Source organism: uncultured Pseudomonas sp., assembly GCF_913774235.1.
In the GTDB taxonomy this organism is placed as follows: domain Bacteria; phylum Pseudomonadota; class Gammaproteobacteria; order Pseudomonadales; family Pseudomonadaceae; genus Chryseomonas.
Genome location: NZ_CAJYDW010000012.1, coordinates 12,085 through 30,493, shown reverse-complemented (window position 1 = coordinate 30,493; position 18,409 = coordinate 12,085). Strand labels below are relative to the sequence as shown.

Genomic DNA, 18,409 nt, shown 5'->3' with positions numbered 1-18,409 from the left:
CAGGACACCGTTCTCGCGAGCTCGCATGACACCATCCGACGACGCCCGACGTCTCCACGCCCTGAGTGAGCTGCAGATCCTCGACAGTGGTGCGGAGTCCGCCTACGAGGATCTCGTGGCCTTGGCTTGCCAGCTCACCCGGGCACCGGTGGCCTTCGTCACCCTGGCCGATCGGGAACGGCTCTGGTTCAAGGCCTGCCACGGCCTGGTGGTGACCGAGGTTCCGGTCGAGTCTTCGTTGTGTCACCTGGCGATCCTGACACCTCAGCAGCCCTTCATCGTGGAAGACTTGCGCAGCGATCCCCGGGTCGCTCACCTCGCGGTGGCGCCTGGGATGGAGCGGATGCGGTCCTACCTCGGGGTCCCTCTGCTCACGCCCCAGGGTATCGCCCTCGGCACGCTCTGCGTACTGGACGACCGGGTGCGGCGCTTCGCGACCGACCAGATCGAGAGCCTGCAACGCCTGGCACGGCAAATCACCCTTTTGCTGCAACAGCGGGAAACCCTGAATCAGCTGGAAGAGCTGGATATCAATTTTTCCGCCTTCATGAACAACGGCCCCTTCATCGCCTACATCAAGGACCGCGACTGGCGCTATTCCTATGTCAACGAACCCTTCTTGCAGCAGCTGGGGCTGACGCGCGAAGACATTCTCGACAAGGACGACTTCGCCATCTGGCCGGAGGCCGCGCCCCGCTTTCGCGAGATGGACGAACAGGTGATGCGCGAACTCAAGCCGAGCCGGCAGATCGAGCGGCTCGTCACCCCGGATGGCAGCCGCTTCTTCTGGCAGTCCTACAAGTTTCCCCTGGCAACGCGCCACGGCATCGCCCTGGCGGGACTCTCGGTGGACGTTACCGAACACATCGAGCAGCAGCACCTCCTGGAAGCCTCCCAGCGGCAACTGCTGGACATGATGCAGGCCGCCGAGCAGCGTAGCGTCACGGACGCCTTGACTGGTCTCTACAACCGTCGCGCCTTCGACCTGCACCTGGCGGAACAGCTCCAGCGCGCCGAGGAAAAGGCCCTCCCCCTGTCCATGCTGCTGATCGACGTGGATCTCTTCAAGACCTACAACGACGCCTATGGTCACCAGGCAGGCGATGCCGCCTTGCAGGATATCGCCCGCCTGCTGCTGCAGAGTTGCCGCGACGGCGACGCCAGCTTCCGTTACGGCGGTGAGGAATTCGCCATTCTGCTACCAGGCGCTGACGGCGTGGCCGCCCATCAGGTGGCCGAGCGCTGTCGCCTGGTGGTGGCCCAGCACCCCTGGTCGCGGCGGCCGATCACCCTGAGCCTCGGCGTGGCGATCCATCGGCCTGGCATGACTGCCTACGACCTCACGGAGGCGGCCGATCAGGCGCTCTACGCGGCCAAGGCCGCGGGGCGCAACAGAGTGGCGGGCTAGGCGACCCACGCCACCAGCAGGCTTCCACGGCTCTCGACTGGCCACCGGTACCGCCGTCTCGCTGCTATTAGGACTCAGGGCCTTGCCCCAGGAACAGATCCGGGTGCCTATGGCTGATGGACAACTTCCGCAAGTAATGCCTCTACTGGAGGATTTGGCCGCCAGGCGGTGGGCGTTCGCCAGGGTGAACCGGGCATCCATCAGCACGGCATCGTGCGCCCCGAACACCAGGGTGGAATTGAGCCCGAATCCGTCGTGCGCCTCTTCGCCGTTGAATATCTTTGTGTGCAGCACCGGTTCAGGCACTCGAGCACTTGTATTCAGCTTTAGTTTTCCCAGGCACCTACCACGCCTTGCGACCGATCATTACAGCGCACTCACCATGCGCATTGAGCACGAAAACAGACTTTCGTCGATAGAACTGCTTATTCCGAAGCAGCGCATTCCGCCATGGGGGAAACGCCAGTCTGATGTTTCAGACATTCGCGCAAGAATTGGCGAGTGATGTTTGGCCGGTTCGGCGCCCCAATGGACAGGGCGCCGCGACCATTGATAGCGGGGCTAAGGTAAAAGGTAAGGAGTGGCAACGCCAGCCAAGCCGAAAAAGCGCCGTTAGAAGTGCGCAGTCGACTTCTGCGACACCCCAGTATCTCGAACGACCCTGGACGTCCGTTGGAATTATCCAGAACCCCGCCCAGGCTGAAACTTCGTTAACGGAACTCAGTGCCCCGTCTAATCTCAAGCGTTGTCTGGACAGTGTAGGAGTTCGCCGGCCGTTCAGAGGAGCGTGCCCTCAAACTAGCACCTCGTTTGGGCGATTTTCTCAGTTACGGCGTGTGCTATAGCCGGCCGGCAGTTCTGCCGGCGCGCAGGCGATCACCGTCTCGTCGTCCAAGCCACAATTCTCGCTGAAGGTCACCTGGGCGAACTCGTCTATCACCAGCTTGGGATAGGTTGGACCGGCATCGCGATAGCGCTGCATCTGCTCCAGATGCTCGTTCTGGAAGCAGACCGTCTTGCCCGGTTCGAGAGCGACCCACTGCGGGAAGAAGATAACCCCATGCAGGTGCCTTTCACGGAAATTGATCGCCACGCTGACCGTGGTCCCGGTGGGCTCGTCCCAGGATATCTTGCAGACATCGTCGGACAATCGCACGATGTGCGCCTGTTGATCGCGCACCCAGCGACCGCCGACCATGCCACTGTGGATACGATAATCGATGGTTGTCGCGTTCTTCAGATAGAGTTCGTATTGCCAGCCATTTTCATATGTATAGATCAGATGCTGACCGAGAAATCTGGAAAGCTGTTCGGGCTTGGTGGACTCGAAAGTATTCTGCATGTTCTTGCCTCTGAGTGAATCCCCATTGGAAATAGGCTACGGGGCTTGCTTTTCACTCTAGGGCGCGGCGCTTATTATCACCAATGCCTTGTTTGCCTGGAAAAATGCCTCGCCGGCATGGACTTGCCCTTGGAACTCCGTCACCTGCGCTACTTCGTCGGCATCGCGGAAGCAGGTAGCTTCACCGCCGCCGCCGAGCGATTGCACAAGACCCAACCCTCGCTCAGCCGACAGATGCGCGATCTGGAAATGCAGATCGGCACCCCGCTGTTCGAACGCACCAATCGGCCCCTCACCCTGACGGCAGCCGGAGAGGTCCTGCTGGAAGAAGCCAGGCAGCTCCTTGCCCAGGCCGACGCGGCCCTGAAGCGGACCCGGCAGGCCGCGCCAGGCTGGCAGGGACGGCTGACGCTGGGTTTCATGCCGGGGATCGAGGCGCAGCATCTGGGTCGTGTCCTGGACATCTTCAACGGCAAGCTCGCTCCCCTGGAACTGGAGACGCTCAGTCGTCCTTCGCCCGTCCTTATCGAGGAGCTGCAGGCACGCCGGCTGGATGCGGCCTTCATCCGGCTTTCCACGCAGGCGCAGGGTCTCAACAGCCGAACGCTACTGGACGAGCCCCTGATCGTCATCCTGCCCGCCGACCATCCCCTGGCCCAGGAAGAGTGCCTGGACCTCAAGCGGCTCGCCGACCAGCCCTGCATCCAGGTATCGCGTCTCCACGCACCGGTGCTGCACGAGATCGTCCAGGCCTACGCGGTCGCGCAAGGCGTTACCCTGCACAGTGCTCACGAGTCGGAAAATCTGCTGATGGCCCTGTCGCTGGTGCGCAGCTCAGGCGGGTTCTGTCTGCTGCCGGACTACACCCGGGCGCTCTGTCCTCCAGGACTGGTGGCCAGGTCCCTGGGCGATGGCGCTCCGCGCATCGAATTGGCACTGGCCTGGCACCCGGAGAATCGCTCGGCAGCGCTGAGTGTTTTCTTGGAGGCCTTCTGCCCCAGGCTTCCCGAGTCTGGCGAATGAGTCCATGGCAAGAAGCAAGCAGGAAAAACAAAAAACCCGCCGAAGCGGGTTCTCTGTTGTGACCATCCCAACGTCCTGTCAGGTGCCATCCTGGCCTGGTCATCATCCTTGACCTCTGAGCTGCACATCCTGCGCGGCTGATGGAGGTAGATTACGCAACCCACGCCGGGGCTTACATGGCCAGCTGACAGCAGTCCATGTAAGCCTTTCGCTATTCCCCGTCGTGCGAGCCAAAGAGCGGCGGAACACCGGACAACAAAAAACCCGCCGAAGCGGGTTCTCTGTTGTGACCATCCCAACGTCCTGTCAAGTGCCATCCTGGCCTGGTCATCATCCTTGACCTCTAAGCTGCACATCCTGCGCGGCTGATGGAGGTAGATTACGCAGCCCGTGCCGGGGCGAACATGGCCAGCTGACAGCAGTCCGTGTAAGCCTTTCGCTATTCCCCGTCGTGCGAGCCAAAAAGCGGCGGAACGCCAGACAACAAAAAACCCGCCGAAGCGGGTTCTCTGTTGCGACCATCCCAACGTCCTGTCAGGTGCCATCCTGGCCTGGTCATCATCCTTGACCTCTGAGCTGCACATCCTGCGCGGCTGATGGAGGTAGATTACGCAGCCCGTGCCGGGGCGAACAGGGCCAGGTGACAGTACCTCGTGTAAGCCTTTTGCCATACCGCCGGGAACGCAGCGCCCGGCGCCCCCACTAACGCTGACCTCCGTCGAAGATACCCCCATGGCCCTCTCAACCTCTTTCGCCATCGTCCAACTGCAGATGCGCCGTGCGGCTCGCCTGGTCTGGAGCACTTCGCCCGCCCTGCTGATCGGGCTGGTACTGGCCACCCTGGTGGCGGGTCTGCTGCCGGCGCTGGCAGCCTGGCTGGGGCAGCGCATCGTCGATGCGGTGGTGGCGGCCATGCGGCTGCATGCCGAGCAAGGCCAGGCGCCGCTGTGGCCGGTGCTGAAGTTCGTGCTCGCCGAAGCCGGGGTACTGGCGGCCCTTGCCGCAGCGCAACGACTCCTGTCGGTGCAGCAATCCCTGCTGCGCGTGCGCCTGGGGCAAACGGTGAACCTGCTGATCCTGGAAAAGGCCCAGACCCTGTCGCTAGCGCAATTCGAGGACGCCGACTTCTACGACAAGCTGGTGCGAGCGCGGCGCGAAGCTTCGATACGGCCGCTGGCCCTGGTGACCAAGTCCCTCACCTTGCTGCAGAACCTCATCTCCCTGGTGAGCTTCGCCGTGCTGCTGGTGCACTTCTCGCCCTGGGCCCTGCTCCTGCTGGTGGTAGGTGCCCTGCCGGTATTCCTCGCCGAGGCACGTTTCTCGGGTGACGCCTTCCGCCTGTTCAGCCGCCGCGCGCCCGAGACCCGCCGCCAGACCTACCTGGAAACGCTGCTCTCCCACGAGGCCTACATCAAGGAGGTCAAGCTGTTCGGCCTTGCGCCCCTGCTGCTGGAGCGCTACCGCACCACCTTCGCCAAGCTCTATGCCGAGGATCGCCGTCTCACCCTGAGGCGCGACGGTTGGGGTTTCGTCTTCGGTCTGCTGGGTACCCTGGCCTTCTACGTCGCCTATGCCTGGGTGGTGCTGGACACCGTTCGCGGTCGCCTGAGCCTGGGCCAGATGACCCTCTATCTCACCCTGTTCCGCCAGGGCCAGGCAGCGGTCAGCGCCAGCCTCACCGCCCTGGGTGGGCTCTACGAGGACAGCCTCTACCTGAGCAACCTCTACGACTACCTGGGCCAGCCTACCACCGCCGAGGGCGGCAGCCTGACCGCGGGCAGCCAGCCCGGCGACGGCCTGAGATTCGAGGGCGTGGGCTTCACCTATCCGGGTGCGACGGCGCCAACGCTGCAAGACATCAGTTTCCACCTGCAGCCGGGCCAGAGCCTGGCCCTGGTGGGCGCCAATGGCTCGGGCAAGACCACCCTGATCAAGCTGCTGACGCGCCTCCACGCCCCGACCCAGGGCCGCATCCTGCTCGATGGTAGCGACCTGCAGGACTGGCAACCGGCGGCCCTGCACCGACGCATCGGGGTGATCTTCCAGGACTTCATCCGCTACCAGCTGACCGCCGGGGAGAACCTGGGCGTAGGGGATACGGCCGCCTTTACCGATGAAACACGCTGGCACAAGGCGGCGGCCCAGGGACTGGCCGACGAGGTCATCGCCGGGCTGCGCGAGGGCTACCAGACGCAGCTCGGCCGCTGGTTCATGGGTGGACAGGAGCTGTCCGGCGGGCAGTGGCAGAAGATCGCCCTGTCGCGAGCCTACATGCGCGAAGAAGCCGACATCCTGGTGCTGGACGAACCCACCGCCGCCCTGGATGCCGCCGCCGAAGCGGTGATCTTCGAACGTTTCCGCGCCCAGGCGCAGCAGCGCATGACCCTACTGATCTCCCACCGCTTCTCCAGCGTGCGCAATGCCGACCAGATCCTGGTGCTGGAAGACGGCGAGATTCGCGAGCGCGGTAATCATGAGCAGTTGTTGGCCAGCGGTGGTCGCTACGCCCAGCTGTTCGACCTGCAGGCGCGGGGCTATCGCTGATCGCCGGTGGCGAACTTCGCCTGGAGGGCTCTGCCCAAGGCTTAACAACCACTCGCGGAGGCCACATGAACGATCAGATCAAGGAAAACCCCGACGACCTGGACATCGATCCGGACATCGCGCCTGATCCCGCAGAGCCCGTGGGCGAGGATCCGGAAGACAAGCCGGTCGAGGAACGATTGCCGCAAAAGAATCCACGCAATCCGGAGTACAGCTGATGAACGTCATTCTGCCGTTGCCCGAGGACGAAGATCCCGATGGTCTGCACCCGGCGGAGCTGCCCGCCGACGAGGACGATGCGCCGCCGGTCGATCCGCTGTGATAGTGGATGTCCGGAGCTAGGCATCCCTCACCCCAGCCCTCTCCCAGAGGGAGAGGGGGCGGATTCTGTGGCAGCGATGAGACTGTACCCAGGTTCCGCTACGAAAGGCTGATCGGTGGGTGACGGGATCAGGTACAACGCCGCTAGGCCCAGCCAGCCGTATTCACACCCCCCACGAAAAGGTCCGCCGCAGCGGACCTTTTCTTTGGCTCACTGCGCGCTGGGTTGCGGCTTGCCGTAGAGTTCGAGCAGCTTGAGCGTCACGCCATTGGTCCAGCCGAAACCGTCCTGCAGCTCGTACTCGCCGCCACCACCACCCTGGCCGCCGGTGAGGTCATACTTCTCCACCAGCTTCTGCTCGCGGGCATAGAGGTTCTGCACCTGGGTGAGGAAGCGGGTGCCGATGTCCGCGGCCAGCTTGTTCTGCTGGTAGCGCCGCAGGCCGTCGACGGCGACCCATTGCAGCGGTGCCCAGCCGTTGGGTTCGTCCCACTGCTGGCCGGTCTTGACCGTGGTGGTGGCGATGCCGCCGGGACGCAGCAGCTGGTTCGCCACCGTGGCCGCGGTCTGGTCGGCGCTGCTCTGGCTGGCGAGACCGACGAACAGCGGGAACAAGGCAGCGGCGGTGACCTTGTCAGTACGGCGCTTGGCCTGCCAGTCGAAGTCGGTGTAGTAGCCGGCCGGATTCCACAGGTAGCGGTCGATGGCCTGCTGACGGGTCTTGGCCTTCTGGCTGTAGGCCTGGACGCAGCTGGCTTCACCGGTCTTCTCGCAGGCCTTGGCGATGGTCTGTTCCAGGTGATAGAGCAGGCTGTTCAGGTCCACCGGCGCGATGGCGGTGGTACGGATGGTCGCCAGGGTCTTGCCGTCACCCAGCCAGCGCGAAGAGAAGTCCCAGCCGCTCTCGGCACCGGCGCGCAGGTCGCGATAGACCTCACCAGCCGGACGACCCTTGGCCTGGGCAGCGGTGGCCAGGTCTTCCATATAGGACTCCTGGCGCGGGGTGTCGCTGGCGTCCCAGTAGCGATTGAGCAGGGTACCGTCGGCCAGCTTGACCACATGGGCATTGGCCTGGCCCGCCGGCAAGCCCTGGGCGCCGGCCATCCAGTACGCATATTCCTTCTGCAGCTGTGGCAGGTAGCGGCGATAGGCCGAATCACCTTCCAGGCTGGCCTGGAGGTCGACCATGTAGGCGAAGAACGGCGGCTGCGAGCGACTCAGGTAGTAGCTGCGGTTGCCGTTGGGAATGTGGCCGTAGACGTCGATCTCGTTGGCGAAGTTGTCCACCATGTCGCGGACCAGATCGGTGCGACCGTCCTTGGCCAGGCCCAGCATGGTGAAGTAGGAATCCCAGTAGTAGACCTCGCGGAAGCGACCGCCGGGGACCACGTAGGGCTTGGGCAACGGCAGCAGGCTGCTGTAGGCCGGCACCTCTTCGTAGTGGCGGGTGAGCACCGGCCAGAGATCCTTGACGTGGGTGGGCAGATCGGCGCCAGCCTTGGGCGGATCGGCCTTGATCGGATCGGACTCTTCGAAGTTGGCGGCGACGAAGGCCTTGAGGTCGAAGCCGGGCTGGCCGCGTTGCGCCAGGAAGTCGCGGCGGATATCAGCGGGGTTGCGCTTGGGCAGGGCATCGACGAAGTGCTTCTGGTCACTGAACAGCTTGCCCTGCTGCACCGCGACGAACAGCTCGGGATAGGCCTGGTCCGGCGGCACGGCGCGGGCGCTGCTGGCGTCGCGCCAACTCCAGGTCGGGGTTTCCGGCTTGTCGCCGTTATGGGCGCAGGCGGCGAGAAAGGCAATGGACAGGGACAGGACGAGCATCCGCGCGGGTGGCGCAGGTGGCAGGCGTTTCATGAAGCGCTCCTTTTCTTGTCGACACGACAGCAGCCGCAACGGACGTTGCGACACGAAAGGATCGACCCTGGAGGACCGCGACAGTTCGCCGCGTGCGGCTCAGACGCCCGGACGCAGGCGCGCCACGCAGCGTGCCAGTTCTTCCAGGCCGAAGGGCTTGCCGATGAGTTCGACGCCCTCCTCGGCCAGCTCCGGCAGCATCGCCGGATCGGCCTGGCCGGACAGGTAGAGCACCGGCAGGCCAGGGGTGGTGGCGCGGGCCTGTTCGGCCAGCTGCCGGCCATCCAGCCCGGACAGGCCGAGGCTGGTTACCAGCAGGTCGATGCGCAGGCTGCCCGAGGCGATCAGGGCAACGGCCGTGGCGCTGTCGCTCACCGCCAGGGGGGTGTAGCCCAGCTCGGCGAGGGCCTCGCTGATGATCACCCGTACCTCCCGCTCCTCCTCGACGATCAGGGCGCAGTCGCCGGACACCTCGGGCAGCGTCGGGCCTTCGGCGGCGTGAAGCGGGGTGGTCTCCACGGGCTCGGCCAGCAAGCGCGGCAGATAGAGGCTGATGCAGGTACCTTCGCCCAGCACCGAATGGATCTGCACCTGGCCACCGGACTGCCGGACGAAACCATAGATCATCGACAGCCCGAGCCCGGTACCCCGGCCGCTGGGCTTGGTGGTGAAGAAGGGCTCGCAGGCGCGCTTGAGAGTATCGGCGTCCATCCCGGTGCCGGTGTCGCAGACCTGGATACGGACGAAATCGCCCTCCAGCGTCTCGGGCGACAGGCCAACGTTCAAGGGACCCTGGACGTTTTCCACGCGGATGCTCAGGCTGCCGCCCTCGGGCATGGCGTCCCGGGCGTTGATGGCGAGGTTGAGGATGGCGTTTTCCAGCTGGTGCGGATCGCAGTGCAGCAGCCAGAGTTCCTCGTCCAGCTGGACTTCCTTGCGGATCTTGCGGCCCAGGCTATGGCGCAGCAGTTCGTGCATGCCCTGCACCAGCTGGCCGGCATCCACCGGCCGGGGTTCCAGCACCTGGCGCCGGGCGAAGGCCAAGAGGCGCTGGGTCAGGGCCGCTGCGTTCTCCGCCGAGCGGGTGGCGGTATCCAGGTAGCGCTCCAGCTCCTGGATACGCCCCTGCTGCACCCGCCGCCGCATCAGGTCGAGGGAGCCGACGATGCCGGTGAGCAGGTTGTTAAAATCGTGGGCGATGCCGCCGGTGAGTTGGCCGATGGCCTCCATTTTCTGCGCCTGGCGCAGCTCTTCCTCCAACGCCAACAGCTCCTGGCTGCGCGCCTCGATGCGTGCCTCCAGGTTGCGATTGAGTTCGTCCAGTGCCTCGCGGGCGTGCACGGTTTCGGTCACATCGCGGGAGATGGAGAGGAATTGCAGCGGCAGACCGTCGTCACCGAGGATCGGCGTGACCACCACGTCCCACCAGCGGCGGGTGCCCTTGGCGGTAGGCGCCAGGCCGGTGAAACGACCGATGCCGCCGTGGCGCGCCGCCTCGATGGAGTCGAGCACCGCATGGCGCTGCTCCTCGGGCCAGAGCTCGGCCCATTGGCGGCCCTGGAAGGGCAGGAAGTCGTCGATCTCCATCACCACCAGGCCACCCGGGTTCATGTATTCCAGACGGCCTTCGAGGTCGATCAGCTTGATGCAGTCGACGCTGCAGACCATGACGCTGCGCTTGAAGGCCTCGCCCTGCCAGAGCTCGGCTTCGTGATGGCGTTGAGCGGTGACGTCGAGCAGCACGCCACCACTCTCGCGGCGCTGGAACTGCAGATAGCGGGCCTTGCCATCCCGCCCCAGGCGCCAGGCTTCCCAGCGTTCACCGGCAGCGGGTAGCAGCCCCGCGGGTGCCGCGGTACGGCTCTGCAAGTCGGCCACCAAGTCGGCCAGCGGCAGGCCCTGGGCGATCTGCTCGACGTCGCGCTCCAGCATGGCGGCGCAGGCTGCGTCGCCTCGCCATTCGCCACGGCTGGCGTCATATTCGAACAGTCCAACGGCAAGGAACTGGGACATGGTGAGGGAGGCCGGTAGAGAAGAAGATGTCACCGCGACGCGGCGAACGGAGCGAACCCATCTAACTTAACAGTTTTGACGTTTCGCTTCGCCGGCCTTCGACCACTCGGGCAGGAGAAATACTCAATCGGTCGAGCTTTTGTCCACCGCGTAGCGTCGCTCCAGACCGCTGTGTCCGAGCCCGACGCCCTTGCGCACCCGGAGTTGCACCGGGATACGCTCCTTGAGCGCCTCCACGTGGCTGATGATGCCGATGGTCTTGCCGCCGGCATTGAGCTGGTCCAGGGCATCGAGGGCGACCTCCAGGGTCTCGCCGTCGAGGGTGCCGAAGCCTTCGTCGAGGAACAGCGAGTCGATGCCGGTACGCTGGCTGACCAGGTCCGACAGCGCCAGGGCCAGGGCCAGGCTGACCAGGAAGCTCTCGCCGCCCGACAGGGTGCGGATGTCGCGCAGGGCATCGGCCTGCCAGGTGTCGAGGATCTGCAGCTCCAGTTCCGCCGCCTGCCGACGGATCAGTTGGTAACGACCATGCAGGCGCTGCATCTGCCCATTGGCCAAATGCACCAGGTGATCCAGGGTCAGCCCCTGGGCGAACTTGCGGAATTTGGCGCCATCGGCCGAGCCGATCAGGCCATTGAGGTGCTGCCAGAGGTCCTGGTCGCGCTCCTGGGCAGCGATCTCGACCAGCAGCGCCTGCAAGCCCGCGCGACGGCGTTCGTCGTCGCGCAGCGCAGCGCCCACCTCGCCCTGGCGTTGACTCAGGGTGCGCAATTCGGCGTTGGCGGCGGCCAGCGCGGCATCCAGTTCGGCGGCGGATGTTTCGGTGAGCGGCTGCGCGCCCAGGGCGGCGTGGTGCTGCCGGGCGGCACCGGCCAGGGCGCGGGCCTCGGTCAGGGTGGTATCCAGGCGCGCCAGTTCGGCGCCCAGGGCGCTGCGCTCGGCGTCGTCCAGCTGCGCGTCGCGCCAGGCCGCGACATCGGCGAAGGCGCTGGCGGCCAGGGCCGTTTCCCAGCGGGCGCTGGCTTCCTCGGCCAGTTGCGCTTCCCGCGCCAGTCGCTCGGCCAGCGACAGCCGCGTGCCCTGCAGCGCCGCGCCCTGCTCGCGACAGTCTTCCCAGGCTGCGGTGGCCTCAGCCAGCACGGTCGCCGCGGCGCTCGGCTCGACCGGCGCCGCGGCGATTGCCGCCGCCCGCTCGCGCCAGGTCGCCACCAGCGGCGCCAGGGCCGCCAGGCGCTGCTCCCCGTCGCGCAGACCCTGCTGCAGCTCTTGGTCGCGCTGGCGGTCGGCCTGCCAGGTACGCCATTCCTGGTCACGTTGGGCCAGCCATTCGGCGGCGCGACTGGGCAGCTCGTAGCCGGCAGCGGCGAGGTCCGCAGCGAGCTGCCGCTCGGCCTCGGTCTGGTGGCGCTGCGACTCCTGTAATTCCTGCGCGCCTTCGGCCAGACCCTGACGGGCGCGCTCCCAGGCCGCCTCGGCCAGGGCCAGGCGCTGCTCGGCATCGGCCTGCTGGCGCGCCGTGCGCTGGGCCTCCTGGCGACTCTCCTCGCCCAGCTGGCGCAGGCCGTCCAGGGTGGCCAATACCTGCTGGATGCGGGCCAGCTCGGCGTCCTGTCGACGGCGCAGTTCAGCCACCGCACCGGGTGCCTCAGGGTCGGCGCCCAGGGCCACGCAGCGCTGGCGCCAGAGTTCGCCCAGTTGCTCCAGCTGCTGGCTGGCCTCGGTCTGCTGTTCGCTGGTCTGGTCGAGTTGCGTCTTGAGCGCGACCAGGGTTTCGCCCAGCTCCTTGCCTTCCTGGGTCAGGCGCTCCAGCTCGGTCTTGGCCTCCTGCAGCGCGGTCTGGGTGGCCGAGACGTCCAGGGCGGCGTAGTCGGCCACCGCCGGATGTTCGCGCGAGCCGCACAGCGGGCAGGGTTCATGGGGGCGCAGTTCGGCGCGCTGGGCCTCCAGGCTGCGGATGACCCGCTCCTGTTCGAGCAGTTTCTCGCGCTCGCGGACCTGCTGGGCCACCTCGCGATAGCGACCGCGCAAGGCGTCCAGCCGCAGCTGCTGCTCGCCATGCTGGCGCTGGCGCTCGCCCTGGCTGCGCGCCAGGCGCTCCAGCTGGGTCTGCAACTGACGGCGACGCTCGACCAATTGGTCCAGCTGGTCGACTTCGTTGACGCGCCCCAGCGCCGCCTGCCAGAGACCACGCCAGGCTTTTTCGTCGCGGCCGTCCAGGGCAGCCTGCCAGCGCTCGGCCTGGGCCTGCTCCGCGGCCTGGGCCTGGATTGCCTGGTCGCGCGCCCGTTGCACCGCTACCTGCTGGGCCTCGCGTTCCTCGGCCAGCAGCTGCAGTTGGTGCGTCTGTTCCTCCTGGCGCCGAGTGAGCCGCGCCAGGGTGTCGGCGCGTTCATCACGCAGGGCCAGTTGGCTGCGCCAGTCACCCAGGCGCTCGCCCAGCTCGGCATGGCGGGTCCGCTCGGCCAGGCTGGTGGCCAGGCGCTGCTGTTCATCGTGCCTGTGCGCCTGTTGCGTCTCGGCCTGATGCCATAGTTCCAGGCTGGCGCCCAGCGCCTGGCCCAGGGCCGCTTCGCGGCGAGCGGCCAGGGCCTGCAGGCGCTGGTCCAGCTGCGTCAGTTCGTCACGACTTTGATGCTCACGCGCCTGGGCTTCGCGCCAGGCCTGCTCGACTGGCAGCAGACGCGCCGCCGGCTCGGCCGCTGCCAGGCGCTGGCGCCGGGACTCGGCGGCGTCCCAGGCCTGCTGGGCCGCGGCCAGGCGAGACTCGGCCGTCTGCGCCGCGGTCGCCGCCTGCTCCAGCGCCGCGAGCCACTGGCGCTGCGCCTGCCAGGTCGCCAGTTGTTCGCCCAGCTGCACCTCGCGCGCCGCCAGGGTGGTGCCTTCGGCGATCAGCGCCTGGCGGCGTTCGTCGTCCAGCACCTCGACGCCATCTCGTCGTTGGCGCAATAGCTCTAAGGTGTCCTTAACGGCCTTAGCACGCTCGAACACCCGTTGGGAGATCTGGCCGTACACCGCGGTCCCGGTCAGTTCCTCCAACAACTCGGCGCGCTGGCTGGCGCTGGCCTCCAGGAAGGCGGCGAAACCGCCCTGGGCCAGCAGCATGGAGCGGGTGAAGCGCTCGAAGTCGAGACCGGTGAGTTCTTCGGTGAGGCGCAGCTTGTCGCCGGTCTTTTCGGCGAGGATGCTGCCATCCAGCTTGGCCAATTCGACCTTGGGCGGTTGCAGGGCACCATCGGCGCGGTCACGGGCCCGACGCTGACTCCAGAAGGCCCGGTAGCGCTCGCCACGCACGGCGAATTCCACCTCGGCGAGGCAGTCGCCGGTATGCCGGGTCATGAGTTCGTTGCTCTCCCCGCCCACCTTGCTCATGCGCGGCGTACGGTGATAGAGCGCCAGGCAGATGGCATCCAGCAGGGTGGTCTTGCCCGCCCCGGTCGGCCCGGTGATGGCAAACAGGCCACTGCTGGCGAAGGGCTCGGCGGTGAAGTCGATCTTCCACTCACCCTTGAGGGAATTGAGGTTCTTCAGGCGCAGGGTGAGGATCTTCATCGGGCTTTTCCAGGACGACTCGGCGAACCGCCGATTCTGGCATTGTTGCGCCCGCTCGCCCATGGCAACCGACCATTCGACCTGTGGTCGTGTCCACCGCTGAACTTGCCCCCTCCCCGGCTCTCAACTGGTTACGACCGCTCTGCAACCGCCTTTCGGGAGGAATCCTCATGCGTTCGCCTCTCTCGCCCTTCGATTTTCTCGGCATGCCGCTGCTGGTCGGTGTGGGCACCCTGGCGCTGGTCAGTTGCAGTGGCGGCCACAAGGTCGCCGCGCTGGTACAGCCGCTGACCAGTTGGTGGGTCTAGCCTCGGCTCAGGCGAAGGCATTCACGCCTGTACGCCGGGCCGACAGTTCCCATAGCCGCGCTGCAGCCTCGGCATCCAGCGCGTGGGGCATCACACCGGTAGCATCCCTGGTTGGGGCATCCACCAGCGGGGCCAGGTTGCAATCCTCGCAATAGAGGCCGCCCAGGCCAGCCAACAGCGTCGAGGTGGCCGCCCAGACCTGGGTCGCAGCGCCCTGCGCGGGTGTTTTGAACGAGGGATCGGCCGGTCGTCCGTGCGGGTCAAGCCAGCCGGCGGCGATCATCTCTTCCCGCGTCAGGTGCCGCTGCAAGGGCGTGAATATCTTGCCCGGGTGCAGGGAGAAGGCGCGGATACCCGCCGACCTGGCCAGGCGGTCCAATTCCACGGCGAACAGGGCGTTGGCCGTCTTCGATTGACCATAGGCCTGCCATTTGTCGTAGCCATTACTGAAGTCGACATCCTCCCAGCGCATGGCGGAGAGCTGATGCCCGGCCGAAGACACCTGGATCACCCGCGCCCCGGTCGCCAGACGCGGCAGCAGCAGGTTGACCAGCGCGTAATGGCCCAGGTGATTGGTGGCGAACTGCGCTTCCCAGCCCGGCCCGACACGAGTTTCGGCGCAGGCCATGATCCCGGCGCTACCGATGAGGATGTCCAGGGCCGCTATTCGGGTGGAGCAATGGGCGGCGAAGTCACGCACGCTGTCCAGGTCGCTCAGATCGAGCGGCTCGAGCTCGACCGCTTTCAACTCACAGAGGCTCGCCCGCGCCCGCTCCAGATCGCGGGCTGCGACTATGACCCGGGCGCCGGCCGCTGCCAAGGCGCGGGTGGTTTCCAGGCCAAGCCCCGAGTGACCACCCGTCACCAGGGCAGTGGCGCCGGACAGATCCAGGCCAGCGACGACGTCCTGGGCCGTGGAGTGAGCGCCGAAGGGAGAGTTCAGGGGAGAGTGGCTGCGCATGGAGAGACTCCTGTGGTCGGTTGCAACAGGCTTCTAGTGTCTCCACTGCACGAACAACGTTGAATGCGGAATAATCCGCTTTTCTGTCGAGAGCGTCCGATTTGCCATGGACCCCCTGTCTTCGGTACTCAGCACCCTGCAGCCCCGGAGCGCCCTCTTCGCCGGCTTGCAGGCCGGACAAGACTGGGCACTGAGCTTTCCGCCACCCGAGGGGATCAAGTTCAACGCCGTCGTTGAAGGCTGCTGCTGGCTGAAGGTAGCGGGCCTGTCCACTGCCCTGTCCCTGGACGCCGGCGACTGCTTTCTGCTGACGCAAGCCTTGGCTTTCGAACTGGCCAGCGATCCGCGCTTGCCTTCGACCCCCGCGGCGCCGCTCTACGCCATCGCCACCGCCGGCATTGCCCGACACGGCAGTGCCGATGCCTTCTTTCTAGTGGGTGGCCGTTTCACCTTCGCCACGAATGCGCGCCTGCTGTTCGAGGGCCTGCCCCCGGTCATCGTCATCCGCCACGACTCGGAACCGGCGTCGCTATTGCGCTGGGCCCTGCCCCTGCTGGCCCGGGAGCTGGCCCAGCCCGCCCCAGGCAGTGAGCTGACCGTCCAGCAACTGGGCCAGTTGATGCTGGTCCAGGCGTTGCGCCTGCACCTGAGTGATACCCGGCAAGCCTTTCCCAGTTGGCTGCGGGTGCTGGCCGATAGCCAATTGGCACCGGCGATCCAGGCCATCCACGCCGATCCCGCGCGCCGCTGGACGGTCGCCGAATTGGCGGCGACCGTGCGGATGTCGCGTTCGACCCTGGCCCTCAAGTTCAAGCTCAGCGCCGGCCTGGGCCCGCTGGAATACCTCACCCGCTGGCGCATGTTGCTGGCCACCACCGCCCTCGCCCACGGCCAGCAGACCATCTCGGCCATCGCGGCGCAGCTCGGCTATCTGTCGGACAGTGCCTTCAGCCACGCCTTTCGCCGCGTCCTGGGTCAGTCGCCACGGGCATACCGGGCGCTGACCCGAGGCGAGCGGGCCTTGGCTAAGGCATGAACACCGCTCTCATGCAATTCTTGTCCTTGGACTTGAACAGCTCGTAGCCATAGGGCGACTCCTCCAGGCTCATCGGGTGGGTGAGCAGGTAGGAGGGGTCCAGTTCGCCTTTCTTGATGTGCTCGAACAGCCGCTCCACATAGCGCTGTCCCGGTTGCTGGCCCGACTTCACCGTCAGCGCCTTGTTGACGATGGCGCCCATGGGAAACTTGTCGATCACCCCGCCGTAGACGCCGATCACCGACACCGTGCCGCTCTTGCGGCAGGCGCGGATGGCCTGGCGCAGGGCCGAGCCACGTTCGGTGTGCAACCGCAGCAGTTGCTTGGTCTTGTCGTAGGTGTAGTCGAGTTGGGTGCCGTGAGCCTCCATGCCGACGCAATCCAGGCAACGATCCAGCCCGCGGCCACCGGTCAGCTCCAGCAGGGCTTCGTGGATGTTGGTAGTCTCGTAGTCGAGGGTGATGGCGCCGGCCTTTTGCGCCGCCAGTTGCAGGCGATCGCTGAAGCGGTCGATGGCGATGACCCGCTCGGCGCCCAGCAGGTAGGCGCTGCGAATGGCCATCTGCCCCACCCCGCCACAGCCCCAGACCGCCACGGTGTCGCCGGGCTGGATGTCGGCCAGGTCGGCCGCATAGTAGCCGGTGGGCACGGCATCGGAGACGAACACCGCCTGGGCGTCGCTGACCCCGTCGGGCACCTTGAACAGGTTAACGTCGGCATAGGGCACCCGCACGTAGGTGGCGTGGCTGCCGGCATAGCCGCCGAAGGCGTGGCTATAGCCGAAGATGCCGGTGCAGGGCTGACCATAGGCCAGGTCGGTCAATTCGGGCTTGGGATTGCTGTTGTCGCAGCAGTTGTAGTCCTCGCGCTGGCAGTGCTCGCAGTCACCGCAGCCGATGATGGAGATGGTGATCACCCGGTCGCCGACGGCCAGGTCGCCATTGCGCAGTCCGCTGCCCAGCTCGACGACCTCGGCGAGGAATTCGTGGCCGATGATGTCGCCAGGCTTCATCGCCGGGACGTAGCCGCCCAGCAGGTGCAGGTCCGAGCCGCACACCGAGGACATGATGACGCGCACGATGGCGTCACGCGGATTGAGGATTTCCGGGTCGGGAACGGTTTCCACTTGCAGACGGTTGGGGGCTTGCCAGGTCAGAGCTCGCATCATTCGGTCCTCTCGGGAGTGCCCAGGCCGGCATCGAGATCGGCGCGGGGTTCGTCGGCCGGCCGGGTGACCGGCGGATGGGAAGGCGCCAGCGGGCGACCGCTGCGGGTGATCTCGGGTGTAGATATCTCGCCGGTCTCCAGTTGCTGCTTGAGCCGGCGCAGGCCGAGATTGACCGCCTTGCCGGTGAAGCGACTGATGCCTTCGGTGACGGCATGGCCGAGCAGGCCGGCGGGTGCTTCGCAGGCCAGGACGGCCTGGACCAGGGTGCCGCGGCCCTGGGGCGCGTCGCTGAAGGTCAGGCTGGCCTTGTGCGCCATCACCGTGCCGGGCACGGTGCTCCAGAGCAGGAATTCGTTGTCGCGCCGCTCGCTCTGTTCCAGGGTCCAGGTGAGGGTACGGCCCAGGGGGCCGGTGGCATGCCAGTGGCTGTCGCCATCGGCGCCCGACTCGATGCGGTCGACGAAGGGCAGCAGCTCACGCAGGTGCTGCAGATCGGTGCAGTAGGCGAACACCTCTTCCCGCGGCCGGGCGATGGTGACACTGCGCTGGATGGCGGTGGGATTGCGCCAGCCCCAGCGCTCGGCCAGGGCTTGCTCGAAGGGCGAGGGTTGCAGCGCGGCCTTGAGTTCGCAGCGCTGGCGGACTCCGCGGCTGAGCGCCATGGCGCCCAGGGCCATCTCCACGCAGCCGGTCAGGCCGCCGCGGCGGAGACCGCCGAGGATGAGCAGGCCGCCGCCCAGCAGGGAGATGACACGCTCGCTGCCCTGAACATTGGGTACCTGTCGCGTCGACTGCGCCTGGCGCGTCGCGGCGAGGGGTTGGGATAGGTCGTTCATAGGATCTCCTCCTGTGGCGGGTGCTTAGGAGGGTGACCCCGG

At 66.3% G+C, this 18,409-nt stretch carries 13 protein-coding genes; 6 read left to right on the top strand and 7 right to left on the bottom strand.

Annotation, left to right across the window (positions count from 1 at the left end):
• Window positions 1-25: 25 nt before the first annotated feature.
• Window positions 26-1,408 carry a diguanylate cyclase gene (locus QZ471_RS09720; RefSeq protein ID WP_295463128.1) on the top strand — a complete coding sequence of 461 codons (1,383 nt, stop codon included), beginning with the start codon at window positions 26-28 and terminating at the stop codon, window positions 1,406-1,408.
• Window positions 1,409-2,231: 823 nt separating this feature from the next.
• Here the strand turns inward: QZ471_RS09720 and QZ471_RS09715 are convergent.
• Window positions 2,232-2,750 carry a phenolic acid decarboxylase gene (locus tag QZ471_RS09715; protein WP_295463126.1) on the bottom strand — a complete coding sequence of 173 codons (519 nt, stop codon included), beginning with the start codon at window positions 2,748-2,750 and terminating at the stop codon, window positions 2,232-2,234.
• A gap of 117 nt (window positions 2,751-2,867) precedes the next feature.
• On the opposite strand from QZ471_RS09715, the gene QZ471_RS09710 reads away from it, so the two are divergent.
• The 3 genes from QZ471_RS09710 (at window position 2,868) to QZ471_RS09700 (ending at window position 6,535) form a co-directional block, all read left to right on the top strand.
• Window positions 2,868-3,773: a LysR substrate-binding domain-containing protein gene (locus QZ471_RS09710; protein WP_295463124.1), complete on the top strand. Its 906-nt coding sequence runs from the start codon at window positions 2,868-2,870 to the stop codon at window positions 3,771-3,773.
• 732 nt (window positions 3,774-4,505) lie between these two features.
• Window positions 4,506-6,317 (top strand): ABC transporter ATP-binding protein, encoded by a 1,812-nt coding sequence (locus QZ471_RS09705; RefSeq protein WP_295463122.1) that lies wholly within the window; start codon window positions 4,506-4,508, stop codon window positions 6,315-6,317.
• A gap of 65 nt (window positions 6,318-6,382) precedes the next feature.
• A complete protein-coding gene (locus QZ471_RS09700) occupies window positions 6,383-6,535 on the top strand; it encodes a hypothetical protein (protein ID WP_295463120.1) in 153 nt (50 codons plus the stop codon).
• A gap of 314 nt (window positions 6,536-6,849) precedes the next feature.
• On the opposite strand, the gene treA is transcribed toward QZ471_RS09700, so the two are convergent.
• The 3 genes from treA to QZ471_RS09685 form a co-directional block, all read right to left on the bottom strand.
• The gene (gene treA / locus QZ471_RS09695) at window positions 6,850-8,496 is read right to left on the bottom strand and encodes an alpha,alpha-trehalase TreA (RefSeq protein ID WP_295463118.1); all 1,647 of its coding nucleotides are present in this window, start codon (window positions 8,494-8,496) and stop codon (window positions 6,850-6,852) included.
• A 99-nt stretch (window positions 8,497-8,595) separates the two neighbouring features.
• Complete coding sequence (locus QZ471_RS09690; RefSeq protein ID WP_295463116.1) at window positions 8,596-10,509, bottom strand: PAS domain-containing sensor histidine kinase; 1,914 nt, start codon at window positions 10,507-10,509, stop codon at window positions 8,596-8,598.
• 123 nt (window positions 10,510-10,632) lie between these two features.
• Window positions 10,633-14,058, bottom strand: a complete 3,426-nt coding sequence (locus QZ471_RS09685) for an AAA family ATPase (RefSeq protein ID WP_295463114.1) — start codon at window positions 14,056-14,058, stop codon at window positions 10,633-10,635.
• A gap of 170 nt (window positions 14,059-14,228) precedes the next feature.
• Between QZ471_RS09685 and QZ471_RS09680 the strand changes: the two genes are divergently transcribed.
• The gene (locus QZ471_RS09680) at window positions 14,229-14,366 is read left to right on the top strand and encodes a hypothetical protein (RefSeq protein WP_295463112.1); all 138 of its coding nucleotides are present in this window, start codon (window positions 14,229-14,231) and stop codon (window positions 14,364-14,366) included.
• 7 nt (window positions 14,367-14,373) lie between these two features.
• Here the strand turns inward: QZ471_RS09680 and QZ471_RS09675 are convergent, their stop codons facing one another.
• Window positions 14,374-15,327, bottom strand: coding sequence for an SDR family NAD(P)-dependent oxidoreductase (locus tag QZ471_RS09675; RefSeq protein WP_295463110.1), 954 nt, complete (start codon window positions 15,325-15,327; stop codon window positions 14,374-14,376).
• Between the two features lie 106 nt (window positions 15,328-15,433).
• On the opposite strand from QZ471_RS09675, the gene QZ471_RS09670 reads away from it, so the two are divergent.
• Window positions 15,434-16,363, top strand: coding sequence for an AraC family transcriptional regulator (locus QZ471_RS09670; RefSeq protein WP_295463108.1), 930 nt, complete (start codon window positions 15,434-15,436; stop codon window positions 16,361-16,363).
• Here the strand turns inward: QZ471_RS09670 and QZ471_RS09665 are convergent.
• Together QZ471_RS09665 and QZ471_RS09660 are read right to left on the bottom strand one after the other, a co-directional pair.
• A complete protein-coding gene (locus QZ471_RS09665; protein ID WP_363287211.1) occupies window positions 16,353-17,528 on the bottom strand; it encodes a zinc-dependent alcohol dehydrogenase in 1,176 nt (391 codons plus the stop codon). The genes QZ471_RS09670 and QZ471_RS09665 overlap by 11 nt on opposite strands.
• Window positions 17,528-18,367 (bottom strand): SRPBCC family protein, encoded by an 840-nt coding sequence (locus QZ471_RS09660; protein WP_295463104.1) that lies wholly within the window; start codon window positions 18,365-18,367, stop codon window positions 17,528-17,530. The genes QZ471_RS09665 and QZ471_RS09660 overlap by 1 nt, the downstream gene beginning before the upstream one ends.
• Window positions 18,368-18,409 lie beyond the last annotated feature (42 nt).